Source organism: Mesorhizobium monacense, from assembly GCF_056781675.1.
The window spans coordinates 2,217,541-2,241,718 of record NZ_CM165567.1 but is presented as its reverse complement, the minus strand read 5'-3'; the positions used below and the strand labels follow the sequence as shown (position 1 = coordinate 2,241,718).

The 24,178-nt window shown below is 62.2% G+C and carries 37 protein-coding genes; 4 read left to right on the top strand and 33 right to left on the bottom strand.

Annotated features, from left to right (window positions below; translation table 11 throughout):
• Positions 1-27: 27 nt before the first annotated feature.
• The gene (locus AC1RUK_RS10740) at positions 28-1,521 is read right to left on the bottom strand and encodes a DegQ family serine endoprotease (RefSeq protein WP_481835658.1); all 1,494 of its coding nucleotides are present in this window, start codon (positions 1,519-1,521) and stop codon (positions 28-30) included.
• Between the two features lie 133 nt (positions 1,522-1,654).
• Between AC1RUK_RS10740 and AC1RUK_RS10735 the strand changes: the two genes are divergently transcribed.
• Complete coding sequence (locus tag AC1RUK_RS10735) at positions 1,655-2,281, top strand: hypothetical protein (protein ID WP_481835659.1); 627 nt, start codon at positions 1,655-1,657, stop codon at positions 2,279-2,281.
• A 69-nt stretch (positions 2,282-2,350) separates the two neighbouring features.
• Here the strand turns inward: AC1RUK_RS10735 and rplQ are convergent, their stop codons facing one another.
• The 31 genes from rplQ to rpsL form a co-directional block, all read right to left on the bottom strand.
• A complete protein-coding gene (gene rplQ, locus AC1RUK_RS10730; RefSeq protein WP_023682598.1) occupies positions 2,351-2,782 on the bottom strand; it encodes a 50S ribosomal protein L17 in 432 nt (143 codons plus the stop codon).
• Positions 2,783-2,878: 96 nt separating this feature from the next.
• Positions 2,879-3,889, bottom strand: a complete 1,011-nt coding sequence (locus AC1RUK_RS10725; RefSeq protein WP_006205443.1) for a DNA-directed RNA polymerase subunit alpha — start codon at positions 3,887-3,889, stop codon at positions 2,879-2,881.
• 99 nt (positions 3,890-3,988) lie between these two features.
• Positions 3,989-4,378, bottom strand: a complete 390-nt coding sequence (gene rpsK, locus AC1RUK_RS10720; protein WP_006205444.1) for a 30S ribosomal protein S11 — start codon at positions 4,376-4,378, stop codon at positions 3,989-3,991.
• 139 nt (positions 4,379-4,517) lie between these two features.
• Positions 4,518-4,886 (bottom strand): 30S ribosomal protein S13, encoded by a 369-nt coding sequence (gene rpsM, locus AC1RUK_RS10715; protein ID WP_006205445.1) that lies wholly within the window; start codon positions 4,884-4,886, stop codon positions 4,518-4,520.
• A 196-nt stretch (positions 4,887-5,082) separates the two neighbouring features.
• Positions 5,083-5,682, bottom strand: a complete 600-nt coding sequence (locus tag AC1RUK_RS10710; protein ID WP_481835660.1) for an adenylate kinase — start codon at positions 5,680-5,682, stop codon at positions 5,083-5,085.
• Entirely contained in the window at positions 5,679-7,019 is a 1,341-nt protein-coding gene (gene secY / locus AC1RUK_RS10705; RefSeq protein WP_006205447.1) for a preprotein translocase subunit SecY, read from the bottom strand. Before secY ends, AC1RUK_RS10710 begins: the two co-directional genes overlap by 4 nt.
• 192 nt (positions 7,020-7,211) lie before the next feature.
• A complete protein-coding gene (gene rplO / locus AC1RUK_RS10700) occupies positions 7,212-7,685 on the bottom strand; it encodes a 50S ribosomal protein L15 (RefSeq protein ID WP_436175126.1) in 474 nt (157 codons plus the stop codon).
• 22 nt (positions 7,686-7,707) lie between these two features.
• The gene (gene rpmD / locus AC1RUK_RS10695; protein WP_006205449.1) at positions 7,708-7,905 is read right to left on the bottom strand and encodes a 50S ribosomal protein L30; all 198 of its coding nucleotides are present in this window, start codon (positions 7,903-7,905) and stop codon (positions 7,708-7,710) included.
• A gap of 25 nt (positions 7,906-7,930) precedes the next feature.
• Entirely contained in the window at positions 7,931-8,494 is a 564-nt protein-coding gene (gene rpsE, locus AC1RUK_RS10690; RefSeq protein ID WP_006205450.1) for a 30S ribosomal protein S5, read from the bottom strand.
• Positions 8,495-8,572: 78 nt separating this feature from the next.
• Positions 8,573-8,932: a 50S ribosomal protein L18 gene (rplR, locus tag AC1RUK_RS10685; protein ID WP_006205451.1), complete on the bottom strand. Its 360-nt coding sequence runs from the start codon at positions 8,930-8,932 to the stop codon at positions 8,573-8,575.
• 88 nt (positions 8,933-9,020) lie between these two features.
• Positions 9,021-9,554 carry a 50S ribosomal protein L6 gene (gene rplF, locus AC1RUK_RS10680; protein ID WP_006205452.1) on the bottom strand — a complete coding sequence of 178 codons (534 nt, stop codon included), beginning with the start codon at positions 9,552-9,554 and terminating at the stop codon, positions 9,021-9,023.
• Between the two features lie 89 nt (positions 9,555-9,643).
• Positions 9,644-10,042 carry a 30S ribosomal protein S8 gene (gene rpsH, locus AC1RUK_RS10675; RefSeq protein WP_006205453.1) on the bottom strand — a complete coding sequence of 133 codons (399 nt, stop codon included), beginning with the start codon at positions 10,040-10,042 and terminating at the stop codon, positions 9,644-9,646.
• A gap of 12 nt (positions 10,043-10,054) precedes the next feature.
• Positions 10,055-10,360 carry a 30S ribosomal protein S14 gene (gene rpsN / locus AC1RUK_RS10670; RefSeq protein WP_127851861.1) on the bottom strand — a complete coding sequence of 102 codons (306 nt, stop codon included), beginning with the start codon at positions 10,358-10,360 and terminating at the stop codon, positions 10,055-10,057.
• A 26-nt stretch (positions 10,361-10,386) separates the two neighbouring features.
• Entirely contained in the window at positions 10,387-10,965 is a 579-nt protein-coding gene (gene rplE, locus AC1RUK_RS10665) for a 50S ribosomal protein L5 (RefSeq protein WP_481840236.1), read from the bottom strand.
• A complete protein-coding gene (gene rplX, locus AC1RUK_RS10660) occupies positions 10,958-11,272 on the bottom strand; it encodes a 50S ribosomal protein L24 (RefSeq protein WP_006205456.1) in 315 nt (104 codons plus the stop codon). The genes rplE and rplX overlap by 8 nt, the downstream gene beginning before the upstream one ends.
• A gap of 12 nt (positions 11,273-11,284) precedes the next feature.
• Entirely contained in the window at positions 11,285-11,653 is a 369-nt protein-coding gene (rplN, locus tag AC1RUK_RS10655; protein ID WP_006205457.1) for a 50S ribosomal protein L14, read from the bottom strand.
• A 73-nt stretch (positions 11,654-11,726) separates the two neighbouring features.
• Entirely contained in the window at positions 11,727-11,966 is a 240-nt protein-coding gene (gene rpsQ / locus AC1RUK_RS10650; protein WP_010909280.1) for a 30S ribosomal protein S17, read from the bottom strand.
• A gap of 11 nt (positions 11,967-11,977) precedes the next feature.
• Positions 11,978-12,178, bottom strand: coding sequence for a 50S ribosomal protein L29 (gene rpmC / locus AC1RUK_RS10645; RefSeq protein ID WP_006205459.1), 201 nt, complete (start codon positions 12,176-12,178; stop codon positions 11,978-11,980).
• Positions 12,179-12,191: 13 nt separating this feature from the next.
• Positions 12,192-12,605, bottom strand: coding sequence for a 50S ribosomal protein L16 (rplP, locus tag AC1RUK_RS10640; RefSeq protein ID WP_006205460.1), 414 nt, complete (start codon positions 12,603-12,605; stop codon positions 12,192-12,194).
• Positions 12,606-12,632: 27 nt separating this feature from the next.
• Positions 12,633-13,361 (bottom strand): 30S ribosomal protein S3, encoded by a 729-nt coding sequence (gene rpsC / locus AC1RUK_RS10635; RefSeq protein ID WP_006205461.1) that lies wholly within the window; start codon positions 13,359-13,361, stop codon positions 12,633-12,635.
• A complete protein-coding gene (gene rplV / locus AC1RUK_RS10630) occupies positions 13,361-13,750 on the bottom strand; it encodes a 50S ribosomal protein L22 (protein ID WP_006205462.1) in 390 nt (129 codons plus the stop codon). The genes rpsC and rplV overlap by 1 nt, the downstream gene beginning before the upstream one ends.
• Before the next feature lie 2 nt (positions 13,751-13,752).
• Positions 13,753-14,031 carry a 30S ribosomal protein S19 gene (gene rpsS / locus AC1RUK_RS10625; RefSeq protein ID WP_006205463.1) on the bottom strand — a complete coding sequence of 93 codons (279 nt, stop codon included), beginning with the start codon at positions 14,029-14,031 and terminating at the stop codon, positions 13,753-13,755.
• A gap of 16 nt (positions 14,032-14,047) precedes the next feature.
• Positions 14,048-14,881 (bottom strand): 50S ribosomal protein L2, encoded by an 834-nt coding sequence (gene rplB, locus AC1RUK_RS10620; RefSeq protein ID WP_006205464.1) that lies wholly within the window; start codon positions 14,879-14,881, stop codon positions 14,048-14,050.
• Positions 14,882-14,903: 22 nt separating this feature from the next.
• Positions 14,904-15,197 (bottom strand): 50S ribosomal protein L23, encoded by a 294-nt coding sequence (locus AC1RUK_RS10615; RefSeq protein WP_006205465.1) that lies wholly within the window; start codon positions 15,195-15,197, stop codon positions 14,904-14,906.
• Positions 15,194-15,814 (bottom strand): 50S ribosomal protein L4, encoded by a 621-nt coding sequence (gene rplD, locus AC1RUK_RS10610; RefSeq protein ID WP_006205466.1) that lies wholly within the window; start codon positions 15,812-15,814, stop codon positions 15,194-15,196. Before rplD ends, AC1RUK_RS10615 begins: the two co-directional genes overlap by 4 nt.
• Positions 15,814-16,542, bottom strand: coding sequence for a 50S ribosomal protein L3 (gene rplC, locus AC1RUK_RS10605; RefSeq protein WP_040583773.1), 729 nt, complete (start codon positions 16,540-16,542; stop codon positions 15,814-15,816). Before rplC ends, rplD begins: the two co-directional genes overlap by 1 nt.
• Before the next feature lie 61 nt (positions 16,543-16,603).
• Positions 16,604-16,912, bottom strand: a complete 309-nt coding sequence (rpsJ, locus tag AC1RUK_RS10600) for a 30S ribosomal protein S10 (RefSeq protein WP_006205468.1) — start codon at positions 16,910-16,912, stop codon at positions 16,604-16,606.
• Positions 16,913-16,981: 69 nt separating this feature from the next.
• Positions 16,982-18,157 (bottom strand): elongation factor Tu, encoded by a 1,176-nt coding sequence (gene tuf / locus AC1RUK_RS10595; protein WP_006202147.1) that lies wholly within the window; start codon positions 18,155-18,157, stop codon positions 16,982-16,984.
• A gap of 66 nt (positions 18,158-18,223) precedes the next feature.
• Entirely contained in the window at positions 18,224-20,314 is a 2,091-nt protein-coding gene (gene fusA, locus AC1RUK_RS10590) for an elongation factor G (RefSeq protein WP_481840235.1), read from the bottom strand.
• A 29-nt stretch (positions 20,315-20,343) separates the two neighbouring features.
• A complete protein-coding gene (gene rpsG, locus AC1RUK_RS10585; protein WP_006202127.1) occupies positions 20,344-20,814 on the bottom strand; it encodes a 30S ribosomal protein S7 in 471 nt (156 codons plus the stop codon).
• Positions 20,815-20,876: 62 nt separating this feature from the next.
• On the bottom strand, positions 20,877-21,248 hold the full coding sequence (gene rpsL / locus AC1RUK_RS10580) for a 30S ribosomal protein S12 (protein WP_006202128.1): 372 nt from the start codon (positions 21,246-21,248) through the stop codon (positions 20,877-20,879).
• Between the two features lie 473 nt (positions 21,249-21,721).
• On the opposite strand from rpsL, the gene AC1RUK_RS10575 reads away from it, so the two are divergent.
• Positions 21,722-22,003, top strand: a complete 282-nt coding sequence (locus AC1RUK_RS10575) for a transcriptional regulator (RefSeq protein WP_481840234.1) — start codon at positions 21,722-21,724, stop codon at positions 22,001-22,003.
• A 109-nt stretch (positions 22,004-22,112) separates the two neighbouring features.
• The gene (locus AC1RUK_RS10570) at positions 22,113-23,048 is read left to right on the top strand and encodes a Gfo/Idh/MocA family protein (RefSeq protein WP_481835662.1); all 936 of its coding nucleotides are present in this window, start codon (positions 22,113-22,115) and stop codon (positions 23,046-23,048) included.
• A gap of 48 nt (positions 23,049-23,096) precedes the next feature.
• Here AC1RUK_RS10570 and AC1RUK_RS10565 read toward each other — a convergent pair whose 3' ends face one another.
• The gene (locus tag AC1RUK_RS10565; protein WP_481840233.1) at positions 23,097-23,369 is read right to left on the bottom strand and encodes a hypothetical protein; all 273 of its coding nucleotides are present in this window, start codon (positions 23,367-23,369) and stop codon (positions 23,097-23,099) included.
• A 355-nt stretch (positions 23,370-23,724) separates the two neighbouring features.
• Between AC1RUK_RS10565 and AC1RUK_RS10560 the strand changes: the two genes are divergently transcribed.
• Positions 23,725-24,174, top strand: a complete 450-nt coding sequence (locus tag AC1RUK_RS10560; RefSeq protein WP_481835664.1) for a DUF2975 domain-containing protein — start codon at positions 23,725-23,727, stop codon at positions 24,172-24,174.
• Positions 24,175-24,178 lie beyond the last annotated feature (4 nt).

Sequence of the window (24,178 nt, the reverse complement as noted above, 5' to 3'; positions counted from 1 at the left end):
GGAGCCATATCTCTCGGAAAGACCGGCTCAGTAACGCAATACCTGGCGCAGTATCTGCCCGCCGCGCTCGACGGTAAAGCGCCACCAGCGCGTATCCTGCTGGGCTATCTGAGCTAGCGTCGCTGCCGTATCGATGGTCGTGCCATTCACTTCACGCACGATGTCGCCTGGCTGGAAGCCGAAATCGGCGGCGGGCGAATCGCGATTGATATCGACCACGGCAATGCCTTTGATGTCGGTGCGCAGGCCAAGCCGCTGGGCGAGCCGGGGCGACAGCTCCGCGACCTTGGCGCCGGAAAAAGGACTGCGGCCGTGCAGCGTCACTTCGGAGGCCTTGGCGCCTTCCGGCGCCCGCTCCAGCGCGATGTCCATCGTCGCCTGCTGGCCCTTGCTCAGCACGGCGAAGCTGGCCTTGGTGCCGATCGACAGTGTCGCCATCCGGTAATCCAGCGCCTCGATGCTTTCGACAGACGTGCCGTTGAGCGACAGCACGACATCGCCGGGCTTGAGGCCAGCCTTGCCGGCAGGTCCGGCTGCATCAACAGACGAGACCAGCGCACCGGTCGGCTTCTCCATGGCGAGCGATTCAGCGATCTGCGGCGTCACCGCTTCGAATTCGGCGCCGATATAGGGCCGTTCGAAGAAGTCGAGCCCGGCCTTGGCTGCGTCGGCAAAGGCGCGCACCATGTTCGAAGGGATGGCAAAACCGATGCCGATCGAGCCGCCGCTGCGGCTGTAGATGGCCGTGTTGATACCCACCAGTTGGCCGCCCATGTTGATCAGCGCGCCGCCGGAATTGCCGGGGTTGATCGCGGCATCGGTCTGGATGAAGTAGCCCGAATCCGAAACACCGATATGGCTGCGGGCAAGTGCGGAAACGATGCCGCTGGTGGTGGTCTGGCCGACGCCGAACGGATTGCCGATGGCCAGCAACAGGTCGCCGACCTCGAGCGCGTCGGAATCGCCGATGGCAATCACCGGAAACGGCTTGTCGGAAGAAATCTTGAGCACGGCGAGATCAAGCGTCTCGTCCTTGAGCATGACCTTGCTGGTGAATTCGCGTCCGTCCGCGGTCGCCACCTTGACCTCGTCGGCGCCCTTGATGACGTGGTAATTGGTGACGATGACGCCACTCGGGTCGACCAGCACGCCGGAGCCCAGCGAGGATTGCGCGCGCGGTTGCGCCCGCCCGAAGAACTCCTCGAAGAAGGGATCGCCTTCGAAGGGCGACGTCACCTTGGCCGTCTGCGAGGCATAGACATTGACCACGGCCGGCGCCGTCTGCTTGACCAGTGGTGCGAAGGAAAGCTGCACTTCCTCGCGGCCGAACGGCACGCGCTTGTCTGGGCCGGACGTGGCGTTCTCGCCTTCGACGCCATGCAGCAGATCGGTCAGCACATCGGACAGGCCGGGGTCGGCGGTCTTGGCGGCGTCTTCGGCCAGTGCCTGCCTCACGGCCGGTGCCGCGGCAAAGGCGGCCAGCGCGCAAAGGGCAACAAGAAACAGCCGTTTGAAGTGCATTCCGAATCCTCCAGATCGGGCGCCATTGTCCCGACGATTGTGCAGAATGAAAGGCTAAGGCGATGAAATGGAATTATTTTCAGCCCAGTAATCGGCTAAAGCTCTGTCTGCAACCGGTACCGTTGTCGATCGCATGAAAAAAGAGCTCGCTTCGTTCCGTGATTTTTTGGCCACCGGCAACTTAGGACCGGTGACGACTGGCATGAAACTGATTGAGGTCGCCGAGACACTCGGTTCACCAGACGGCTGGAACATCAGCAAGGGCGACCTTGTTCCGGTCTACTGGTTTTTCGGCCCGCTGGAGATTTCCTTCGACAGCATCGCTCCATACCAGATGAACTGGTTTCAGATCGAAGGAGCCGCGCAGCTCAGGGGCAAATCTGAATCTTTGACAGAACAACTGAAGTTGTCTTTGGATGGATTTAGCGGTGAGACGAAACCCTCGGAATTCCTTGCGGCAGGTCTGTGGGACACAAGCCAAACAACCGTCTACTATGGAGCGGTAAGCGACGATATCCTGCTGAACATCTGTGCTGGCTGTATCCAGATTCACTTCCAGGTCGCCACCGCGTTCATTGGCGATCGAGAAGCGATTGAATATCTGAACGAATCGACGCTGTCCCAGCTTGTTCGGGCAATCGACTCTCGAACCAAGGTGGACAGCATTTATTCATACCCGCAGACTGCCAAGGAAGAGATGCCCGGGGCACTCAATTGGCGCTCGCTGACCGGTCAGGACTATCTGAATCTGGTTCGATAGCCGGTCACAGAATGTGAAAACAAAAAGGGGCCCGCAGGCCCCTTTGAACTATCTCAGGATACCGAAGCCTTATGCGGCTGCGGCTTCCTCGTCGGTGCCTTCGGCTTCGATGCGGGCGCGGTCGCCGGCGCCCTTGGCCGAGGTGTCGCGATCGACGAACTCGATGACCGCCATTGCGGCGTTGTCGCCGTGGCGGAAGCCCGCCTTCATGATGCGCAGGTAGCCGCCGTTGCGGGTGGCGTAGCGCGGCGCAATCGTATCGAACAGACGCTTGACGACGCCCTCATTGCCGATCTGGGCAATCACTTGGCGGCGCGCATGCAGGTCGCCGCGCTTGCCGAGCGTCACCAGCTTCTCGACGATCGGACGCAAATCCTTCGCCTTCGGCAGGGTGGTGACGATCTGCTCATGCTCGAGCAGCGACACGGCGAGGTTGGCAAACATCGACTTGCGATGGCTTATGCTGCGGGCGAACCGGCGGCCTTTAAATCCGTGGCGCATGGCTCTTCTCCTTCATTCCGGGTTCACGAGGCCTCAGCCTCAGTTTGTTAGCCGCATGATCTCGTCCGAAAAGTCTGCAACTCTTCGGGATCACGCTCAGTATTGATCTTCGTAACGCTTGGCGAGGTCTTCGATGTTTTCCGGCGGCCAGTCCGGCACTTCCATGCCGAGGTGCAGGCCCATCGCCGCCAAGACTTCCTTGATCTCGTTCAGCGACTTGCGGCCGAAGTTCGGGGTGCGCAGCATCTCGGCTTCGGTCTTCTGGATCAGGTCGCCGATATAGACGATGTTGTCGTTCTTCAGGCAGTTGGCCGAACGCACCGAAAGCTCGAGTTCGTCGACCTTCTTGAGCAGCGCCGGGTTGAAGGCGAGCTCGGTGACGGCCTCGGCAGCGACTTCCTTCTGCGGCTCGTCGAAATTGACGAACAGGCCAAGCTGGTCCTGCAGGATGCGGGCGGCGAAAGCCACCGCGTCCTCGCCCGAGATCGAACCGTCGGTCTCGATGGTCATGGTCAGCTTGTCATAGTCGAGGACCTGGCCCTCGCGGGTGTTCTCGACCTTGTAGGACACCTTCTTGACCGGCGAGTAGAGGCTGTCGACCGGGATCAGGCCGATCGGCGCATCCTCGGCGCGGTTGCGCTCTGCCGGCACATAGCCCTTGCCGGTGTCGACGGTGAATTCCATGCGGATCTCGGCGCCCTCGTCCAGCGTGCAGATGACGTGGTCGGGGTTGAGGATCTCGACGTCGCCAACCGTCTGGATGTCGCCGGCGAGCACGGCGCCCGGGCCCTGCTTGCGCACGACCATGCGCTTGGGGCCATCGCCTTCCATGCGGATGGCGATTTCCTTGATGTTCAAAACGATATCGGTCACGTCTTCACGCACACCGGCGATGGACGAGAATTCATGCAGAACGCCGTCGATCTGCACAGCGGTCACAGCCGCGCCGCGCAGCGAAGACAAAAGCACGCGGCGCAGCGCGTTGCCCAGCGTCAGGCCAAAGCCGCGTTCGAGCGGCTCGGCGACCAGCGTGGTCAGCGTCTTCTTCTTCGACGAGAACTCGATCTTGTTCGGCTTGATCAGTTCCTGCCAATTTTTCTGGATCATGATGCTTTCCTTCCGTTGCCCCGCCACCATCCAATCGTGGCGGGCGACCTGGAATGCCGCGGAGGAACGCTTTTGGCGTTCGCGCGGCGTTCGGTAATTTTAGACGCGGCGCTTCTTGCGCGGGCGGCAGCCATTGTGCGGGATCGGCGTCACATCACGGATCGAGGTGATGGTGAAGCCGGCCGCCTGCAGGGCGCGCAGCGCCGATTCACGACCGGAGCCGGGTCCGCAGACCTCGACCTCGAGCATGCGCATGCCGTGCTCCTGGGCCTTCTTGGCGACGTCCTCGGCAGCCATCTGGGCGGCAAACGGCGTCGACTTGCGCGACCCCTTGAAGCCCTGGGCACCGGCCGACGACCAGGCGATCGAATTGCCCTGCGCGTCGGTGATGGTGATCATCGTGTTGTTGAAGGTCGAATTGACGTGGGCAACGCCCGACGAGATATTCTTGCGTTCGCGACGGCGAACACGAGCGGCTTCCTTGGCCATGATGGTCCTTTCAGTTGATCTCTACACCGCCGTAATGCCAGCGGCTCCACCAGGGAGAAGGCAGTAGGGGAATATGGCAGTAGGGCAGTATGTCTGCCGATCCTATTGCCTTACTGCCCTACTCCCTTACTGCCCTAAATTACTTCTTCTTGCCGGCGATCGACTTGGCTGGGCCCTTGCGGGTGCGCGCATTGGTATGCGTGCGCTGGCCGCGAACCGGCAGCGAGCGGCGGTGACGCAGGCCGCGGTAGCAGCCGAGGTCCATGAGCCGCTTGATGTTCATCGAGACTTCGCGGCGCAGGTCGCCTTCGACCTGGTAGTCGCGGTCGATGGTCTCGCGGATCTGCAGCACTTCCGCGTCGGTCAGCTGGTTGACGCGGCGCTCGGCCGGGATGCCGACCTTGTCGACGATCTCCTGGGCGAACTTCTTGCCAATGCCGTGAATGTACTGAAGCGCGATGACGACGCGCTTGTTGGTCGGAATGTTGACGCCGGCTATACGAGCCATGTTCTTCTCTTCTCCATATGGGCCGGACGAGCCGGCGCTTCAGTTGCCCCGCGTCCGGTGGAGGCCGGCCCATGCGGGAGTTTCCAGTTCAAAGCGGCTGCCTTGCCCTTGCGGACAAGCAAAGCCTATGCCTGATGGAAGACGGGCCGCCATACCCCAGCGGACCGCCGCAGTCAAGCGCAATCGTCTACTTTCTCTATGCCGCCGCCTGGGTGACCGATCTGAGCACCGCTTCGATCTCTCTCGTCACCGTATCGATGTCGGCCATGCCGTCGACGCTCTTCAGCCTGCCCTTGGCATAATAGTAGCCGATCAGCGGCGAGGTCTTCTTGTAGTATTCCTTCAGACGCTCCTCGAACACCGTCGGATTGTCGTCCTTGCGCACCGGCTGTCCGGCCGCATTGGCCTCTTCGGCGCGTTTGACGATTCGGCCGACCAGCGCCTTGTCGTCGACGACGAGCTCGATGACCGCGTCGAGATTGAGACCACGGTCCGCAAGCATCGATTCAACCGCATCCGCCTGCACCAGGGTGCGCGGGTAACCGTCGAGAATGAAGCCTTTTACGCAATCGGCCTGATCGATACGCTCGGCCACGATGGCGTTGACGATGGCGTCGGAGACCAGCTCGCCGGCATCCATCACCGCCTTGGCACGCTTGCCGACTTCCGTGCCGGCCTGAACGGCGGCGCGCAGCATGTCCCCCGTGGATAGCTGGGGGATGCCATGTTTTTCCACCAGTCTCTGTGCTTGCGTCCCCTTGCCCGCTCCTGGCGGCCCAAGCAATATCAACCTCATCTGGCCTTCTTCCCCCCGCGCAGCTTCGACTTCTTGATCAGGCCCTCATATTGGTGCGCGATCAGATGGCCCTGGATCTGCGCCACCGTATCGAGCGTGACACTGACCACGATCAGAAGCGATGTGCCACCAAGGTAGAATGGTACGCCAGTCGCTGAAATCAGGAATTCGGGCAGCAGACACACCAGCACCAGGTAGATGGCGCCGACGACGGTGATGCGCGTGAGAACATAGTCGATGTAATCGGCGGTGCGCTCACCTGGACGGTAGCCCGGGATGAAGCCCGAATGCTTCTTGAGCTGGTCGGCGGTGTCCTTCGGGTTGAAGACGATCGCCGTGTAGAAGAAGGCGAAGAACGCGATCATCGCCGCATAGAACGCCATATAGAGCGGCTGGCCGTGGCCGAGCGCCGCCAGGATGGTGCTTGCCCAGGCAGGCATGTTGGTGGTCTGCGAGAAGCCCGCGATCGTTGCCGGCAGCAGCAGCAGCGAGGAGGCGAAGATCGGCGGGATGACGCCCGACGTGTTGAGCTTCAACGGCAAATGCGAGGTGTCGCCCTGGAACATGCGGTTGCCGACCTGGCGCTTCGGATACTGGATCAGCAGGCGACGCTGGGCGCGCTCGAAAAACACGATGAGCGCAATGACGACGATCGCCAGCACGATGATGGCCAGGATGAGGCCGGTCGACAGTGCGCCGGTGCGGCCAAGTTCCAGCGTGCCGGAGATGGCGTGCGGCAGCCCCGCGACGATACCGGAAAAGATGATCAGCGAAATGCCGTTGCCGATGCCGCGCGCGGTGATCTGTTCGCCGAGCCACATCAGGAACATGGTGCCGCCGACCAGCGTGACGACGGTCGAGATGCGGAAGAACATGCCCGGATCGTTGACGATGCCGTTGCCGCCTTCCAGGCCGACCGAAATGCCATAGGCCTGCACCAGCGCCAAGAGCACGGTGCCGTAGCGCGTGTACTGGTTGATGATCTTGCGGCCCTGCTCGCCTTCCTTCTTCAACGCCTCCAGCGACGGAATGACCGAGGTCATCAGCTGCATGATGATGGAGGCGGAGATGTAGGGCATGATGCCCAGCGCAAAGATCGCCATGCGCTGCACGGCGCCGCCGGCGAACATGTTGAACATGCCGAGCACGCCCTTGCTCTGCGAAGTGAAGGCCTGGGCGAAAGCGTCGGGATTGATGCCGGGAAGCGGGATGTAGGTGCCGAGACGATAGACGAGCAGCGCGCCGATGGTGAACCAGATGCGTTTCTTCAGGTCCTCCGCCTTGGCGAAGGCCGAAAAATTCAGATTCGAGGCTAGTTGTTCAGCAGCCGAAGCCATGCCTGATTCTCCGCTTGGTCACGCTCGATGGCCTGCCGCTCAGGCGGTGCGTGTCACCGAAGCTCACGAGATAAGCTCCGGACCTTGAACATGCAAGCGGCCGCGTTGACGCGGCCGCCTTATTGATCGGATCAAAGCGCGTTTCGAGGCAAAACCGAAGTCCGCTCTTGCCGCTCACGCTTCAAATCGCCGTTACTCGGCGGCTGCCTTTTCCGGCACCTTCACCGAACCGCCGGCCTTCTCGATCTTCTCGATCGCGGCCTTGGAGGCACCGGCGACGTCGAACGCGAGCTTCGCCTTCAGTTCGCCGTCGGAGAGGACGCGCACGCCGTCCTTGACGCGGCGGATGACGCCGGCTGCGACGAGGGCCTCGGCCGTCACGGTCGCCTTCGCATCGAGCTTCTTGGCGTCGATCGCGGCTTGGATGCGGGCCAGCGACACGACGGTGAAGCTCTTGGCGAAGATGTTGTTGAAGCCACGCTTCGGCAGGCGCCGATAGAGCGGCATCTGGCCACCCTCGAAGCCGTTGACGGCAACGCCGGAGCGCGCCTTCTGGCCCTTGACGCCGCGACCGGCGGTCTTGCCCGAGCCGGAGCCGATGCCGCGGCCGAGACGCTTCTTGGAATGCGTCGCGCCGTCCTTGTCACGCAGATCGTTGAGTTTCATCTTGCTTCTCCTGCGCTCTTGCTCAGCCCTCGTCCACGACGCGGACGAGATGCTGGACGGCAGCGATCATGCCGCGCACGGAGGGCGTATCTTCCAGCGTGCGCTGCTTGTGCATCTTGTTGAGGCCGAGGCCGACCAGCGTCGCACGCTGCTCCTTCGGCCGGCGGATCGGCGAACCGATCTGCTCGACGGTGATGGTCTTGGTTGCTTTCTTGGCCATGGTCAAAATCCCTGGTCAGCGTCGACTATTCTTCAGTCGCGACGGCGGTGCCGCGGCGAGCCTGAAGCGTCGAATACTTGATGCCACGCGCGGCAGCCACATCCTTTGGATGCATCTGGCTCTTCAGCGCGTCGAACGTGGCGCGAACCATGTTGTACGGGTTCGACGAACCCATCGACTTGGCGACCACGTCATGCATGCCGAGCGTCTCGAAGACGGCGCGCATCGGGCCGCCGGCGATGATGCCGGTACCCTGCTTGGCAGCGCGCAGCAGCACGCGTCCGGCGCCCCAGCGTCCCTCGACGTCGTGGTGCAGCGTACGGCCCGAGCGCAGCGGCACGAAGATCATGTCGCGCTTGGCCGATTCGGTCGCCTTGCGGATCGCCTCCGGCACTTCGCGCGCCTTGCCGTGGCCGAAGCCGACGCGGCCCTTCTGGTCGCCGACGACGACGAGTGCTGCAAAACCGAAGCGACGGCCGCCCTTGACGACCTTGGCGACGCGGTTGATGTGGACGAGCTTGTCCACCATGCCATCGTCGCGCTCTTCGCGATCACGGCCGCGGCCGCCATCCCTACGTTCCTGTGCCATATCCTGTTCCTTGTTTTTTTCCGGAAGCACGGTTGATGATGATATCCGGTGCCGCTTTGGGTCACCGGGGGCGAAAAATTAGAAGCTGAGCCCACCTTCGCGGGCAGCCTCGGCCAGCGCCTTGACGCGGCCGTGATAGATGTACGGGCCACGGTCGAAGACGACTTCCTTGACGCCGGCCTTCGAGGCACGCTCGGCGATCAGCTTGCCGATCGCAGCGGCGGCCGCGGTATCGGCGCCGGTCTTGAGCGAACCCTTGAGGTCCTTCTCCAGCGTCGAGGCGGCAGCGATGGTGTGACCCTTCGCGTCGTCGATCACCTGGACATAGATGTTCTTCGACGTGCGGTGCACCGATAGCCGCGGACGCTCGCCGGCGACCTTCTTGATCTGGCGGCGGACGCGCTGCGCACGGCGCTGCGTGGATTCTTTGGTACCCATGGTGGTTCTTCCTTGCCTTCAAAAAACGGGGGCCGCCATGTGCGGTAGGCGAAAGCGCCTCCCGCGACCGCTCCCCGCGGCGTTACACTTACTTCTTCTTGCCTTCCTTGCGGACGATCTTCTCGCCCGCATAGCGCACGCCCTTGCCCTTGTAGGGCTCGGGACCGCGATACTCGCGGATCTCCGCGGCAACCTGGCCGACCATTTGCTTGTCGATGCCGGTCACGGTGATTTCCGTCGGCTTCGGCACGGTGATCGTGATGCCCTGCGGCGTCTCGTAGACGACGTCATGGCTGAAGCCGAGCGCGAGCTGCAGGTTCTTGCCCTGCATGGCAGCACGGTAGCCGACGCCGGTGATCTCGAGTTTCTTCTCGAAGCCGTCCTTGACGCCCTGCAGGATGTTGACGATCTGCGTGCGCGACATGCCCCACTTGGCGCGGGCTGTCTTGGTCTGGTCGCGCGGCTGGACGGCGATCTCGGTGCCTTCCATCTTGACCAGCACTTCGTCGTTCACCACGAACTTCAGCTCGCCCTTGGGGCCCTTCGCCGTCACGGTCTGGCCGTTGACGGACGCGGTCACGCCCTGCGGCAGCGAAACGGGTTTCTTTCCAATACGAGACATTTTGTTGTCCTCGTCACTTCTCTTGGTTCAGGTTCCAGTTTCCGGGCATTCCCGAAAACCGGATACCGCTTTCGATATCAAGCGCCGGATCAGAAGATCTGGCAGAGGATTTCGCCACCGACATTCTGCTCGCGCGCTTCGTGGTCGGCCATCACGCCCTTCGGTGTCGAAAGGATGGCGATGCCGAGGCCGTTGGCGACATGCGGAATTGACTTGGCCGAAACATAGACGCGGCGGCCAGGCTTCGAGACGCGGGCGATTTCGCGCACGACCGGCGCACCGTCGAAATACTTCAGCTCGATCTCGATTTCGGACTTGCCGTTGTCGAAGTCGGTCTGGCTGTAGTCGCGGATATAGCCTTCCGCCTTCAGCACGTCGAGGACGCGGGTACGCAGGCGCGAGGCCGGCGTCGAAACGCTCGACTTCTTGCGGCCATAGGCGTTGCGGATGCGGGTCAGCATATCGCCGAGAGGATCGCTCAATGACATGTTATGTCCTCCTTACCAGCTCGACTTGACCAGGCCCGGGATCTGGCCGTTGTTGCCGAGATCACGAAGCGCGATGCGCGATACCTTGAGCTTGCGATAGTAGGCACGCGGGCGTCCGGTGACTTCGCAGCGGTTGCGGATGCGGATCTTGGCCGAGTTGCGCGGCAGCGCCGCGAGCTTCAACTGGGCGCGGAAGCGCTCTTCCATCGGCTTGGACTGATCCATGATGATGGCCTTGAGCGCCTTGCGCTTGGCGGCATATTGATCCGCAAGCTTCCGGCGCCTGTTGTTCTTCTCGACTGAGCTGGTCTTTGCCATTTCAGATTTTTCCTTTTTCGCTGCCGTTACTGGCGGAAGGGGAAGTTGAAAGCCTTGAGCAATGCCCTGGCTTCGTCGTCCGTCTTCGCCGTCGTACAAACGATGACGTCCATGCCCCAGACCTGATCAACCTTGTCGTAGTTGATCTCCGGGAACACGATGTGTTCCTTGATGCCCATGGCGTAGTTGCCACGGCCATCGAAGCTCTTCGGATTGAGTCCGCGGAAGTCGCGGACGCGCGGCAGCGCGATGTTCACGAGGCGGTCGAGGAACTCGTACATGCGTTCCTTGCGCAGCGTGACCTTGGCGCCGATCGGCATCTTCTCGCGGACCTTGAAGCCGGCGATCGAATTGCGGGCGCGGGTGACGACGGCCTTCTGGCCGGCGATCATCGCCAGGTCTTCGGCCGCGATCGAAGGCTTCTTCGAATTGCCGGTCGCTTCGCCGACGCCCATGTTCAGCACGATCTTGTCGATGCGCGGAACCTGCATCTCGTTTTCATAGCCGAACTGCTCCTGCAGCGCCTTGCGGATGGTCTCGTTGTAGACCTGCTTGAGGCGCGGCGTGTTGGCGGCAGCCGCCTGCTTGGATTGAGCCTTAGCCATTGATGACTTCTCCCGAGCGCTTGGCGACGCGCACCTTCTTGCCGTCCTTCTGGAAGATGAAGCCGACGCGGGTCGGCTTGCCATCCTTGGGGTCGGCCAGCGCGATGTTCGACAGCTGGATCGGCGCTTCCTTGGTGATGATCCCGCCCTCTTGGGACTGGGACTGCTTCTGGTGACGACGGATCATGTTGACGCCGCGCACCAGCGCGGTGTCGTCCTTCGGCTGCACCGAGAGGACTTCGCCCGAACGGCCCTTGTCCTTGCCGGCCAGCACGACGACCTTGTCGCCTTTTCTAATCTTTTGCATTGGTCCGGCTCCTTACAGCACTTCAGGCGCGAGCGAGATGATCTTCATGTGGTTCTTGGCGCGGAGTTCGCGCGGAACCGGTCCGAAGATACGCGTGCCGATCGGCTCTTTCTTGTTGTCGACGAGAACGGCCGCGTTCTTGTCGAAACGGATCACGCTGCCGTCCGGGCGGCGGATGTCCTTGGCCGTGCGAACCACGACCGCCTTCATCACATCGCCCTTCTTTACGCGGCCGCGCGGAATGGCTTCCTTGATCGACACCACGATGATGTCGCCCACGGAAGCGTATTTCCGCTTCGAGCCGCCCAGCACCTTGATGCACATGACACGACGAGCGCCGGAATTATCCGCGACGTCGAGGTTTGTTTGCATCTGAATCATGACTGGCCGCCTTCTTCTCTTCTTAGCGGGACGGGTTCTTCACCCCTCCCCGGTCTGTCCAAAATTCGTTTATTTACGCCTGGTCCGAAGACACGACGATCCAGCGCTTGTCCTTGGAAATCGGCTTCGATTCCTGGATGAACACCTGATCGCCGACCTTATGGGCGTTGTTCTCGTCGTGCGCCTTGTACTTCTTGGTCATGCGCACGGTCTTCTTCATCACGGGATGCGTGAAGCGCCGTTCGACCTTGACGACAACCGTCTTCTCGTTCTTGTCGCTGACGACGGTGCCCTGCAGAATGCGCTTTGGCATGGTTTTCGTCCTTAAGCCTTCTTGGCCGCGGACTTTTCCGCAGCGATGGTCTTGATGCGCGCAATGTCCTTGCGGACCTGCCTCACGCGCGCGGTCTTCTCGAGCTGGCCGGTGGCCTTCTGGAAGCGCAGGTTGAACTGCTCCTTCTTCAGGCTGGCCAAATCGTCGGTCAGCTGGTCCTGGGTCTTGGTCCGGATGTCTTCGGCTTTCATGGTCAGCCCGTCCTTATTCTGCGATGCGCTGTACGAAGCGCGTCCTGACCGAGAGCTTGGCCGCGCCGAGACGCAGCGCCTCACGGGCGGTTTCTTCGTTGACGCCGTCGATCTCGAACATGATGCGGCCCGGCTTGACGCGCGCCGCCCAGTAGTCGACCGCGCCCTTGCCCTTGCCCATGCGGACTTCGGTCGGCTTCGAAGTGACCGGCACGTCCGGGAAAATACGGATCCAGACGCGGCCGGCGCGCTTCATCTCGCGGGTGATCGCGCGGCGGGCCGCCTCGATCTCGCGCGCGGTGACGCGGTTCGGCTCAAGCGCCTTCAGCCCGAAACCGCCGAAATCCAGGTTGGTGCCGCCCTTGGCGGTACCGTGGATGCGGCCCTTGAACTGCTTGCGGAACTTTGTGCGCTTTGGCTGCAGCATCGTTCTAACTCCAAATTCCTAAATGTCTCAGGCGTTTTCGCGACGGCGACCGCGTTCGCGCTCGCCACCACCACCGCCATGCGAATGATCGCCCTCGGTGGCGCGGCGCTCCGAAGCCATCGGGTCGTGCTCGAGGATCTCGCCCTTGAACACCCAGACCTTGACGCCGCAGATGCCATAGGCGGTGTTCGCCTCGGCCGTGCCGTAGTCGACGTCGGCGCGCAGCGTATGCAGCGGCACGCGGCCTTCGCGATACCATTCCATGCGCGCGATTTCGGCGCCGCCCAGGCGTCCCGAGCAGTTGATGCGGATGCCTTCGGCACCGAGGCGCATCGCCGACTGCACGGCGCGCTTCATGGCGCGGCGGAACGCGATACGGCGCTCAAGCTGCTGGGCGATCGACTGGGCGACCAGCGTCGCGTCGATCTCGGGCTTGCGCACCTCGACGATGTTGAGGTGCGTCTCGGACTTCGTCATCTCCATCAGCTTCTTGCGAAGCTTCTCGATGTCGGCGCCCTTCTTGCCGATGATCAGGCCCGGACGCGCCGCATGGATGGTGACGCGGCACTTCTTGTGCGGACGCTCGATCACGACCTTCGAGATCGCGGCCTGCTTGAGTTCCTTCTCAAGATACTTGCGGATCTTGATGTCCTCATGCAGCAGCTGGCCGTATTCGCCGGTGTTCGCGAACCAGCGCGAATCCCAGGTACGGTTGATGCCGAGACGCAGCCCGATCGGATTGACTTTCTGGCCCATTATGCGGCCTCCCCTTTTTCCTCGACTTCACGAACGACGATCGTGAGGTGCGAGAACGGCTTCTCGATACGGCTGGCGCGACCACGGCCACGGGCATGGAACCGCTTCATGACGATCGACTTGCCGACATAGGCTTCCGCCACGATCAGCGCATCGACGTCGAGGTCGTGGTTGTTTTCCGCGTTGGCGATCGCCGATTCCAGCGTCTTCTTGACCGTGCCGGAAATCCGCTTGGCCGAGAATTCGAGGTCGGAAAGCGCTGTCGCGACCTTCTTGCCGCGGATCAGCGCGGCAACCAGGTTCAGCTTCTGCGGGCTGATACGGATCGTGCGCAGAACGGCGCGCGCTTCGTTGTCAGCAAGCCTGCGCGGAGCTTTGGCCTTGCCCATGATTATTTCCTCTTCGCCTTCTTATCCGCGCCGTGACCGTAATAGGTCCGGGTCGGAGCGAATTCACCGAACTTGTGACCGACCATGTCCTCGTTCACGGAGACGGGAACATGCTTCTGGCCGTTGTAGACACCGAAGGTGAAGCCGACGAACTGCGGCAGGATGGTGGAGCGGCGGCTCCACATCTTGATCACCTCATTGCGACCGCCTTCACGAACCTTGTCCACCTTCTTGAGAAGGTAGCCGTCGATGAAGGGGCCTTTCCAAATAGAACGAGTCACTTGGCGTTACCTCTTCTTAGCTCTTGCGCTGATGGCGCGAGCGCAGGATGAACTTGTCGGTCGCCTTGTTGGACCGCGTCTTCTTGCCCTTGGTCGGCTTGCCCCAAGGCGAAACCGGATGGCGGCCACCCGAGGTGCGGCCTTCGCCGCCGCCATGCGGATGGTCGACCGGGTTCATGGTCACGCCGCGATTGTGCGGGCGCTTGCCGCGCCACACCGTGCGGCCGGCCTTGCCGTCATTGATGTTGCCGTGATCGGGGTTCGACACCGCGCCGACGGTCGCCATGCAGGAGCCGTGCACGACGCGCTGCTCGCCCGAGTTGAGGCGCAGGATCGCCATGCCCTGGTCGCGGCCGACGAGCTGGGCGTAGCCGCCCGCCGAACGGGCAACCTGGGCGCCCTTGCCCGGCTTCAGCTCGATGTTGTGGACGATCGTGCCGACCGGCATCGATGCCAGCGGCATCGCGTTGCCCGGCTTCACGTCGACCGCTTCGCCGGCCACGATCTTGTCGCCGGCAGCAAGGCGCTGCGGGGCGATGATGTAGGACAGCTCGCCATCGTCGTACTTGATCAGAGCGATGAAGGCGCTGCGGTTTGGATCGTATTCAATGCGCTCCACCGTGCCGACAACGTCGAACTTGCGGCGCTTGAAGTCGATGATCCGGTACGTACGCTTGTGACCACCGCCGATGAAGCGGGCAGTGATGCGGCCGTGATTGTTGCGGCCGCCCGACTTGGTCAGGCCTTCGGTCAGGCCCTTGACGGGCTTGCCCTTGTAAAGGCCCGAGCGGTCGACGATGACCAGCTGGCGGGTGCTCGGCGTTACCGGGTTGAATTTTTTAAGTGCCATTGTCCTGTCCTCGCGGCCTTGCTCAGAGACCCGTCGCGACGTCGATCGACTGGCCGTCGGCCAGCGTCACAACCGCCTTCTTGACGTCGCTCTGGCGGCCGATCGTGCCGCGGAAGCGCTTGATCTTGCCCTTGCGGACAAGCGTGTTCACGGCCATCACCTTGACGCCAAACAGCGCTTCGACAGCGGCCTTGATTTCCGGCTTCGACGCCTTCTTGGCGACGTTGAAGACGACCTGGTTCTGCTCGGAAGCCATGGTCGACTTTTCGGTGATCGCCGGCGAGACGATCACGTCGTAGTGACGAAGGTCGGTCATTTGAAGCGCTCCTCGAGAGCCTCGACGGCGGCCTTCGAAAGGACCAGCGTGCCGCGGCGCAGAATGTCGTAGACGTTGATGCCCTGGATGGGCAGCACGTCGATGTTCGGGATGTTGGTCGCCGCCAGCTTGAAGTTCTGGTCGAGCTCGGCACCGCCGATCACCAAAGCGTTGGTCAGGCCGAGCGTCGCGAAATTCGCGATCAGCGCCTTTGTCTTGGCCTCGGTCAGCTTCAGCTCGTCGATGACGATGATCGACGCGCTCTTGGCCTTGGCCGAGAGAGCATGCTTGAGGCCGAGCGCGCGAACCTTCTTCGGCAGGTCGTGCTCGTGGCTGCGAACGACCGGGCCGTGGGCCTTGCCGCCGCCGCGGAACTGCGGAGCGCGTGCCGAATGGTGACGGGCGCGGCCCGTACCCTTCTGCTTGTACATCTTGGCGCCGGTGCGCGCGATCTCGGCGCGGCCCTTGGCCTTGTGCGTGCCCTGCTGCTTCTTGGCCAGCTGCCAGCGCACGACGCGCTGTAGGATGTCCTCGCGCGGATCAAGGCCGAAAATCTCCTCGGAGAGTTTCACCTTGCCGGCGTCCTTGCCGCCCAGCGTTGTGATCTTGAGGTCCATTATTCCGCTCCCTCTGTGGCCGGGGCATCGTTCTTGGCGCCACTTTCGGCAGCAACGGCACGGATCGCGGCAGGCTTCGGCGCATTGGCCGGCAGCGCCACCTTGGCCGCGTCGCGGACCAGGATCCAGGCGCCCTTCGACCCGGGAACCGCACCGCGGATCAGGATCAGGCCGCGGTCGGCGTCGGTCGAGACGATCTCGACATTCTGCGTGGTGACGCGGGTGTCGCCCATGTGGCCAGCCATATGCTTGCCCTTGAACACCTTGCCGGGGTCCTGGCGCTGGCCGGTCGAGCCGTGCGTACGGTGCGACACCGAGTTACCGTGCGTCGCGCGGCCACCACCCATGTGGTGACGCTTGATGACGCCCTGGAAACCCTTGCCGATCGTCGTGCCCGTGACATCGACCTTCTGGCCGACGACAAAGTGCTCGACAGTGATCTCGGCGCCGACATCGATCATGTTGTCGGCGGAGACGCGGAACTCGGCGACCTTCGCCTTCGGCTCGACTGAAGCGGTCGCGAAATGGCCGCGCATCGCCTTCGACGTGTTCTTCACCTTGGCAAGGCCAACGCCGAGCTGGACGGCGGTATAGCCGTTCTTCTCCTGCGTGCGCTGCGCCACGACCTGGCAGTTCTCCATCTGGAGAACGGTGACGGGAACATGCTCCCCGGCATCATTATAGATGCGGGTCATTCCCACCTTCTTTGCAATCACACCTGAACGCATCGGTTCAATTCCTTTAGAGTTCCGGGCCAGGGGCACCGCCCCTTACCGCGCTCTCATTCCCTTAGAGCTTGATCTCGACGTCCACACCGGCGGCCAGATCGAGCTTCATCAAAGCATCGACCGTCTGCGGGGTCGGATCGACGATGTCGAGCAGACGCTTGTGCGTGCGCATCTCGAACTGCTCGCGGCTCTTCTTGTCGACGTGAGGCGACCGGTTGACCGTGAACTTTTCGATCCGCGTCGGCAGCGGAATGGGGCCGCGGACGTTGGCGCCGGTGCGCTTGGCCGTCGACACGATTTCCCGTGTCGAGGCGTCGAGCACCCGGTGATCAAACGCCTTCAGGCGGATGCGGATATTCTGTCCGTTCATGCGTCACTTCCTTGTTCTGGCGCGGCGCGGGCAACTCCCGCGCCCGCGACAGATCGGTTTAAGTCCAAATTACTCTTTGATGGTGACGACGATGCCGGCACCGACGGTGCGGCCGCCTTCACGGATGGCGAAGCGCAGCTTCTCTTCCATGGCGATCGGCACGATCAGCTCGACGTCGACCGTGATGTTGTCGCCGGGCATCACCATCTCGGTGCCTTCCGGCAGCGACACGATGCCGGTCACGTCCGTCGTGCGGAAGTAGAATTGCGGACGGTAGTTGGTGAAGAACGGCGTGTGACGGCCACCTTCGTCCTTGGTCAGGATGTAGGCTTCGGCCACGAACTTCTTGTGCGGCTTCACCGTGCCCGGCTTGGCCAGGACCTGGCCGCGCTCGACACCTTCACGATCAACGCCGCGCAGCAGCGCGCCGATGTTGTCGCCCGCCTGGCCCTGGTCGAGCAGCTTGCGGAACATTTCGACGCCCGTGCAGGTCGTCTTGGTGGTCGGACGGATGCCGACGATCTCCAGTTCCTCGCCGACCTTGACCACGCCGCGCTCGACGCGGCCGGTGACGACCGTGCCGCGGCCCGAGATCGAGAACACGTCTTCGATCGGCATCAGGAACGGCTTGTCCAGCGGACGAACCGGCGTCGGGATGTAGGCGTCGACCTGAGCCATCAGCTCGCGGATCGCGTCCTCGCCGATCGTCTTGTCCGAATCTTCCAGAGCGGCCAGCGCCGAACCCTTGACGATCGGAATGTCGTCGCCGGGGAATTCGTTCTTGGTCAGCAGTTCGCGAACCTCGAGCTCGACCAGTTCGAGCAACTCGGCGTCGTCGACCTGGTCGACCTTGTTCAGGAACACAACGATCGACGGCACGCCGACCTGGCGGGCCAACAGGATGTGCTCGCGGGTCTGCGGCATCGGGCCGTCGGCGGCCGACACGACCAGGATCGCGCCGTCCATCTGCGCAGCACCGGTGATCATGTTCTTCACATAGTCGGCGTGGCCGGGACAGTCGACGTGGGCATAGTGGCGGTTGGCCGTCTCGTATTCGACGTGCGCCGTCGAGATGGTGATGCCGCGGGCCTTCTCTTCCGGCGCCGCATCGATCTGGTCGTAGCGCTTGTATTCGCCAAAATACTTCGTGATCGCCGCCGTCAGCGATGTCTTGCCATGATCGACGTGGCCGATCGTGCCGATGTTCACATGAGGCTTAGTGCGCTCGAATTTACCTTTTGCCATGTGATGTCTCCATTCCTGCTCGCCCGTGCGGGCCTTGAATTAAGTTACCGCTGCAACTCGTTCGAGTTACGCGTATTTTTTCTGGACTTCCTGGGCGACCGCGGTCGGGACCGGCTCGTAGTGGTCGAACTGCATCGTGTAGGCCGCGCGGCCCTGGCTCATCGAGCGCAAATTGTCGACGTACTTGAACATGTTAGCCAGCGGCACCATCGCGTTGATGACCACCGCCACGCCACGCGCTTCCTGGCCCTGTATCTGGCCGCGACGGCCGTTCAGGTCGCCGATGACGCTGCCGACGTAGTCTTCCGGCGTCACGACTTCGACCTTCATGATCGGCTCGAGCAACTGCACGCCAAGCTTGGGCGCCGCTTCACGGAAGCAGGCACGGCCGGCGATTTCGAAGGCGAGCACCGAGGAGTTGACATCGTGGTAAGCGCCATCGATGAGCGTCGCCTTGACGCCGATCATCGGGAAGCCGGCGAACGGACCCGAGGTCATGACGCTGTTGATGCCCTTTTCGACACCGGGGATGTATTCCTTCGGAACGGCACCGCCGACGATCTTTGATTCGAACTCGAATTCGCTGCTTTCCGGGTTCGGCTCGAACAGGAGCTTGACGCGGGCGAACTGGCCGGTACCGCCGGTCTGCTTCTTGTGCGTGTAGTCCTGCTCGTGCTTGCGGGTGATCGTCTCGCGATAGGCCACCTGCGGCGCGCCGACATTGGCCTCGACCTTGAACTCGCGACGCATGCGGTCGACGATGATATCGAGGTGGAGTTCGCCCATGCCGGAAATGATGGTCTGGCCGCTTTCCTCGTCGGTCTTGACGCGGAAGGACGGATCCTCGGCAGCCAGGCGGTGAAGGGCGAGGCCCATCTTTTCTTGGTCGTTCTTGGTCTTCGGCTCGATGGCGATCTGGATGACCGGATCGGGGAATTCCATGCGCTCGAGGATGACCGGATGCAGCGGATCACTGAGCGTGTCGCCAGTGGTCGTGTCCTTGAGGCCGGCCAGGGCGACGATGTCGCCAGCAAAAGCCTCTTCGACGTCGGCGCGCGAATTCGCATGCATCTGCAGCATGCGACCGATGCGCTCCTTCTTGCCCTTTACGGTGTTGTCGAGCGAGACGCCCTTGGTCAGCTTGCCCGAATAGATGCGGGCAAAGGTCAGCGAACCGACAAACGGGTCGTTCATGATCTTGAAGGCGAGCATCGACAGCGGCTCGTTGTCGTCGGCGTGACGCTCGATCTCGGCGTCGGTCTTGGCGTCGACACCCTTGATGGCGGGAACATCGGCCGGCGACGGCAGATATTCGACGACGGCGTCGAGCAGCGGCTGCACGCCCTTGTTCTTGAAGGCCGAGCCGCAGAACATCGGATAGAACTTGACCGCGATCGTACCCTTGCGGATCAGCGAGCGGATCTCGTCATTCGACGGCATCTTGCCTTCGAGGTAATTCTCGAGCGCCGTCTCGTCCATTTCGACGGCGGCTTCGATCATCTTCTCGCGATATTCTTCGGCACGAGCCTTGAGGTCGGCCGGGATCTCGACGACATCCCAGGCAGCGCCCAGCGTCTCGTCGCGCCAGACCAGCGCGTTCATTTCGACGAGGTCGACGACACCCTTGAACTCGGTCTCGGCGCCGATCGGCAACTGCATGACGACAGCCTGCGCACCGAGGCGCGAGCCAATCATCTCGACCGAGCGGTAGAAGTCGGCGCCGATCTTGTCCATCTTGTTGCAGAAGATCATGCGCGGAACGCGGTACTTGTCGGCCTGACGCCAGACAGTCTCCGTCTGCGGCTCGACACCGGCATTGGCATCGAGCAGCGCAATGGCGCCGTCGAGCACGCGCAGCGAACGCTCGACCTCGATGGTAAAGTCGACGTGGCCGGGGGTGTCGATGATGTTGAAGCGGTGCATCTTGCCGTCACGAGCCTTCCAAAAGGTCGTGGTCGCAGCCGACGTGATCGTGATGCCGCGTTCCTGCTCCTGCTCCATCCAGTCCATGGTGGCAGCGCCGTCATGGACTTCGCCGATCTTGTGCGACTTGCCCGTGTAATAGAGGACGCGCTCGGTGGTCGTCGTCTTGCCGGCGTCGATATGCGCCATGATACCGAAATTGCGGTAGTCTTCGATTTTGTATTCGCGGGCCATGGGAGGTGCCTCTCAGTCTCGTTCGCGCTTTACCAGCGATAGTGCGCGAAAGCGCGGTTGGCTTCTGCCATCTTATGGGTGTCTTCACGCTTCTTGACGGCGGTGCCGCGGTTGTTAGCCGCGTCCATCAGCTCGCCCGAGAGGCGGTCGATCATGGTGGTCTCATTGCGGTTGCGGGCAGCCGCGATCAGCCAGCGGATGGCCAGAGCCTGACGGCGCTCGGGGCGCACATCGACCGGAACCTGGTAGGTCGCGCCACCGACACGACGCGAACGCACTTCCACATGCGGCGCGACATTGTCGAGCGCCTGATGGAAGACGGTGACCGGTTCCTGCTTGGTCTTCGACTGGACCTGGTCGAGCGCGCCGTAGACGATGGTCTCGGCAACCGACTTCTTGCCGTCATACATGACGGCGTTCATGAACTTGGTGACGATCAGATCGCCGAACTTCGGGTCCGGATTGATCTCACGCTTTTCTGCACTGTGACGACGGGACATGGCTGTTGTCTCTCAATCTCAAGGCACGGCGCAGTCAAAAAAAGCGCCGAAGCCGGAAAACCTTACTTCGGACGCTTGGCGCCGTACTTCGAACGGCGCTGCTTGCGGTTCTTCACACCCTGCGTGTCGAGCACGCCGCGAATGATATGATAGCGGACGCCCGGAAGGTCCTTCACGCGGCCGCCGCGGATCATGACCACGGAGTGCTCCTGAAGGTTGTGGCCTTCGCCGGGGATGTAGCCGATCACTTCGAAACCATTGGTCAGACGGATCTTGGCCACCTTGCGCAACGCCGAGTTCGGCTTCTTCGGCGTCGTGGTGTAGACGCGCGTGCAGACGCCCCGCTTCTGCGGGTTCTGCTGCATGGCCGGGACCTTGTTGCGCTTCACCGGCGCCAGGCGCGGCTTGCGGATCAGCTGGTTGACGGTAGGCATTAAACCCTCTTGTCTCTCAATTCCGTGTCTTGCCCGGTCAGGGCCGCTCAAAGCGTCGTTTCCATACGCAAATTCGGGCCACAAACCGCGCCTCGCGGTCCTGCCCGAACAAATTGCAGAGGAAGCGGAAACCGCTTCATGCGCGCCGGAAATGTCTTTTCGCTCGTAAAACGAACCCTGTTTGAGGCAAACTCCAAAGCGTGTCGCTTCGGAAAGGAGAGCCTCACATCGGTTCTGACTGGGCGGCTTCTACTCGCAAGCCCGATGGCCGTCAACCCCGCGGCACCAAATATTGCGCCGCAACCGGGGCCTGGCAGCCATGCGAAAAGCGCATGTAATTTTCTTTCGCAATTTTGCAAGGGCGAGGAAGAAAGTGACCGGCTTTTGGCTGTTGCGAGCCATGGCTTCATGCCAAAAGGCGGCATGGGCGGTGCAAATCCCCCTCGCCGCCCCGTCTCTAGAGGAATCAGCCCGTGAACGACAATGAGGAGCGCCCGGTCACCATCATCACCGGCCGTGTCTGGAAGAAGAAGGGCGGCAAGCCGGAAGGCGTGCATGTGATGCTGGTCGCGCCCGATGACGATTTGGCGGTGCGCCGGGCACTCGAATTGCTCGCGGCCGAGGGCTACGCCGAAGCCGAACTCGACCAGATCGGCGACATGGACGGCGAGCCCGACGACGAGCCGCATCTGTCGGCCTATCAGGGCGCGCTCGAAGGCGAGGTGTCGATCGTCACCTTCGACGTGGCGATCTGACTGAGAGAATTGGCTGCTCCATGCCGCAGTCACCGCGCCCGTCTCGCCGGCTTGTCCGACACTGGTTCTCTGCTAAGAACCAAGCAAAATTCCAATCTGCGGAGTCCCCATGCCTTCGAACAATGGTCCCATCAAGCTCGGCATCGTCGGCGTCGGAAAGATCGTCCGCGATCAACACCTGCCGGCTCTGGCCAAGGACGGGGATTATCGCCTCATCGCCACCACCAGCCGGCACGGTAAGGTCGACGGCATTCCGAATTTCCATGACATCGAAGCGATGCTCGAGGCGGTGCCGGAGCTCGAGGCGGTCTCGCTCTGCATGCCGCCGCAATTCCGCTATGAGGCCGCGCGCACGGCGCTGCTCGCGAAAAAACATGTCTTCCTGGAAAAGCCGCCTGGTGCCACGGTCAGCGAGGTCGAGGATCTGAAGACACTGGCGGCGGCAAACGGCGTCTCGCTGTTCGCCAGCTGGCATTCGCGCTATGCGCCGGCGGTGGAAGCCGCGCGCGCTTTCCTCGCATCGGCCAGCATCAAGTCGGCCGCCATCAGCTGGAAGGAAGACGTGCGCCGCTGGCACCCGAACCAGGAATGGATCTGGGCCCCGGGCGGCTTCGGCGTCTTCGATCCCGGCATCAATGCATTGTCGATCGCGACCCACATCTTGCCGGCAATGTTCATCACGTCGGCCGTGCTCGATTTTCCGGAGAATCGCGCCGCCCCGGTCGCGGCCCATGTCACCTTCCGCACCTCGAACGGATTGCCGGTGACGATGGAACTCGACTGGCTGCAGACCGGCCCGCAGAGCTGGGACATCCTGGCCGAGACGGACAAAGGCAAGATGGTGCTTTCCGGCGGCGGCTCGAAGCTCGCCATCGACGGCAAGGTCGTCCATGAAGAGCCAGAGGCCGAATATCCGATGCTCTACCGGCGCTTCGCCGAAATCGTGCGCGCCGGGGTCTCCGACGTCGATCTCGCACCACTGCAGCATGTCGCCGATGCCTTCATGCTCGGCAAGCGCAACGTAGTGGAAGCGTTCTTCGACTGAGCCCGTCCCGCGGCGGGATTGTCGCGGGACGGAGAACCCGGCGGATACTCAATCCTTGATCCGGCAACCGGCGCGCTTGACCATATCGGCTACGATCAGTGGCGTCGCCGGCGTTTGGGACCAACTGCCCCGACGGGGCGCGCCTGCTTCAAGTGCGGCGCGCACCGATCCCGTATCCAGACTGAAAGACTTCCTGCAGGAAACGATGCGCGAGCCATTGCCGATCGTATCGACGATTACGCCGGCGGCTTCGCCCACCCCGGCAACATAGGCGACGAGCGTTTGCCTGGCGATCGGGTTCGAGTTGACCTTTTCGATCATCTCCATCACCTGCCCCACCGAAATCTGACCTGTAGCGGTCGATGGAAGAGCGATGGCCGCAAAAGGCGTCGTGAAGGCAGCCACAGCCGCGATGGCGGCAACAGCAATCTTGCGTTTGAAGCAGGGCATTGGTTTCTCCTGTTAGTGGGACGTTGACAAATATCATCATTACGCATAAACTAATTATTGTAAAACGATAATTTCTTTCTCGAAAACGAGGCCGCCAATGATTGAACCTGCCATCGAGGCTCCGGCCCCGGACCCCTTTCGCCAGACAAGGTTGAAACGTATCCGTCTCTTCAGCCTCGTGCTTGCGAGGTGTTTTGTTGTCCTGGCGATAGCGCTGACCGTCGGCATGCTGTTCTACTGGCTCACCGTCTCCGCCGGCTCGATCGCCGCGGACGCCGGGATTCCGGAACACTGGCTGAACGGCCTCGGCCTCGGTCGAAGACTGGCCGGTTTCGTGATCTCGTTCGTACCGCTTGCCTGCCTCGTTTTCGCGCTCATGGCCGCCAGGCGCTGCTTCTGCGCTTTTGCGACCGGAGATTTCTTCGGTCAGGGCGCCATCAGGAATTTGCGGTACTTTGGCTTGGGCCTGTTGGCGTCCGCCTTGCTGAAACCCCTCTCGGGCGCCGCATTGTCTGTCCTCCTGAGCTGGGACGCACCGGCCGGCCAGCATCGGCTGACGCTCGGCCTCGACAGCGACGCGATGCTGAGCTTGCTGGCAGCGGGCATCATCGCGGTGATCACCTGGGTCATGGCCGAGGCATCCGCACTCGCTGAAGAAAACGCACAGTTCATCTGATGAG

Excerpts from the sequence above, each read along its gene's own strand:
- AC1RUK_RS10740 (WP_481835658.1), bottom strand. The coding sequence starts at position 1,521 with ATGCACTTCAAACGGCTGTTTCTTGTTGCCCTTTGCGCGCTGGCCGCC.
- AC1RUK_RS10735 (WP_481835659.1), top strand. The coding sequence starts at position 1,655 with ATGAAAAAAGAGCTCGCTTCGTTCCGTGATTTTTTGGCCACCGGCAAC.
- rplQ (WP_023682598.1), bottom strand. The coding sequence starts at position 2,782 with ATGCGCCACGGATTTAAAGGCCGCCGGTTCGCCCGCAGCATAAGCCAT.
- AC1RUK_RS10725 (WP_006205443.1), bottom strand. The coding sequence starts at position 3,889 with ATGATCCAGAAAAATTGGCAGGAACTGATCAAGCCGAACAAGATCGAG.
- rpsK (WP_006205444.1), bottom strand. The coding sequence starts at position 4,378 with ATGGCCAAGGAAGCCGCTCGTGTTCGCCGTCGCGAACGCAAGAATATC.
- rpsM (WP_006205445.1), bottom strand. The coding sequence starts at position 4,886 with ATGGCTCGTATAGCCGGCGTCAACATTCCGACCAACAAGCGCGTCGTC.
- AC1RUK_RS10710 (WP_481835660.1), bottom strand. The coding sequence starts at position 5,682 with ATGAGGTTGATATTGCTTGGGCCGCCAGGAGCGGGCAAGGGGACGCAA.
- secY (WP_006205447.1), bottom strand. The coding sequence starts at position 7,019 with ATGGCTTCGGCTGCTGAACAACTAGCCTCGAATCTGAATTTTTCGGCC.
- rplO (WP_436175126.1), bottom strand. The coding sequence starts at position 7,685 with ATGAAACTCAACGATCTGCGTGACAAGGACGGCGCGACGCATTCCAAG.
- rpmD (WP_006205449.1), bottom strand. The coding sequence starts at position 7,905 with ATGGCCAAGAAAGCAACCAAGACCATCACCGTCGAGCAGATCGGTTCG.
- rpsE (WP_006205450.1), bottom strand. The coding sequence starts at position 8,494 with ATGGCACAGGAACGTAGGGATGGCGGCCGCGGCCGTGATCGCGAAGAG.
- rplR (WP_006205451.1), bottom strand. The coding sequence starts at position 8,932 with ATGGGTACCAAAGAATCCACGCAGCGCCGTGCGCAGCGCGTCCGCCGC.
- rplF (WP_006205452.1), bottom strand. The coding sequence starts at position 9,554 with ATGTCTCGTATTGGAAAGAAACCCGTTTCGCTGCCGCAGGGCGTGACC.
- rpsH (WP_006205453.1), bottom strand. The coding sequence starts at position 10,042 with ATGTCATTGAGCGATCCTCTCGGCGATATGCTGACCCGCATCCGCAAC.
- rpsN (WP_127851861.1), bottom strand. The coding sequence starts at position 10,360 with ATGGCAAAGACCAGCTCAGTCGAGAAGAACAACAGGCGCCGGAAGCTT.
- rplE (WP_481840236.1), bottom strand. The coding sequence starts at position 10,965 with ATGGCTAAGGCTCAATCCAAGCAGGCGGCTGCCGCCAACACGCCGCGC.
- rplX (WP_006205456.1), bottom strand. The coding sequence starts at position 11,272 with ATGCAAAAGATTAGAAAAGGCGACAAGGTCGTCGTGCTGGCCGGCAAG.
- rplN (WP_006205457.1), bottom strand. The coding sequence starts at position 11,653 with ATGATTCAGATGCAAACAAACCTCGACGTCGCGGATAATTCCGGCGCT.
- rpsQ (WP_010909280.1), bottom strand. The coding sequence starts at position 11,966 with ATGCCAAAGCGCATTCTGCAGGGCACCGTCGTCAGCGACAAGAACGAG.
- rpmC (WP_006205459.1), bottom strand. The coding sequence starts at position 12,178 with ATGAAAGCCGAAGACATCCGGACCAAGACCCAGGACCAGCTGACCGAC.
- rplP (WP_006205460.1), bottom strand. The coding sequence starts at position 12,605 with ATGCTGCAGCCAAAGCGCACAAAGTTCCGCAAGCAGTTCAAGGGCCGC.
- rpsC (WP_006205461.1), bottom strand. The coding sequence starts at position 13,361 with ATGGGCCAGAAAGTCAATCCGATCGGGCTGCGTCTCGGCATCAACCGT.
- rplV (WP_006205462.1), bottom strand. The coding sequence starts at position 13,750 with ATGGGCAAGGCCAAAGCTCCGCGCAGGCTTGCTGACAACGAAGCGCGC.
- rplB (WP_006205464.1), bottom strand. The coding sequence starts at position 14,881 with ATGGCACTTAAAAAATTCAACCCGGTAACGCCGAGCACCCGCCAGCTG.
- AC1RUK_RS10615 (WP_006205465.1), bottom strand. The coding sequence starts at position 15,197 with ATGACCGACCTTCGTCACTACGACGTGATCGTCTCGCCGGCGATCACC.
- rplD (WP_006205466.1), bottom strand. The coding sequence starts at position 15,814 with ATGGACCTCAAGATCACAACGCTGGGCGGCAAGGACGCCGGCAAGGTG.
- rplC (WP_040583773.1), bottom strand. The coding sequence starts at position 16,542 with ATGCGTTCAGGTGTGATTGCAAAGAAGGTGGGAATGACCCGCATCTAT.
- rpsJ (WP_006205468.1), bottom strand. The coding sequence starts at position 16,912 with ATGAACGGACAGAATATCCGCATCCGCCTGAAGGCGTTTGATCACCGG.
- tuf (WP_006202147.1), bottom strand. The coding sequence starts at position 18,157 with ATGGCAAAAGGTAAATTCGAGCGCACTAAGCCTCATGTGAACATCGGC.
- fusA (WP_481840235.1), bottom strand. The coding sequence starts at position 20,314 with ATGGCCCGCGAATACAAAATCGAAGACTACCGCAATTTCGGTATCATG.
- rpsG (WP_006202127.1), bottom strand. The coding sequence starts at position 20,814 with ATGTCCCGTCGTCACAGTGCAGAAAAGCGTGAGATCAATCCGGACCCG.
- rpsL (WP_006202128.1), bottom strand. The coding sequence starts at position 21,248 with ATGCCTACCGTCAACCAGCTGATCCGCAAGCCGCGCCTGGCGCCGGTG.
- AC1RUK_RS10570 (WP_481835662.1), top strand. The coding sequence starts at position 22,113 with ATGCCTTCGAACAATGGTCCCATCAAGCTCGGCATCGTCGGCGTCGGA.
- AC1RUK_RS10565 (WP_481840233.1), bottom strand. The coding sequence starts at position 23,369 with ATGATCGAAAAGGTCAACTCGAACCCGATCGCCAGGCAAACGCTCGTC.
- AC1RUK_RS10560 (WP_481835664.1), top strand. The coding sequence starts at position 23,725 with ATGCTGTTCTACTGGCTCACCGTCTCCGCCGGCTCGATCGCCGCGGAC.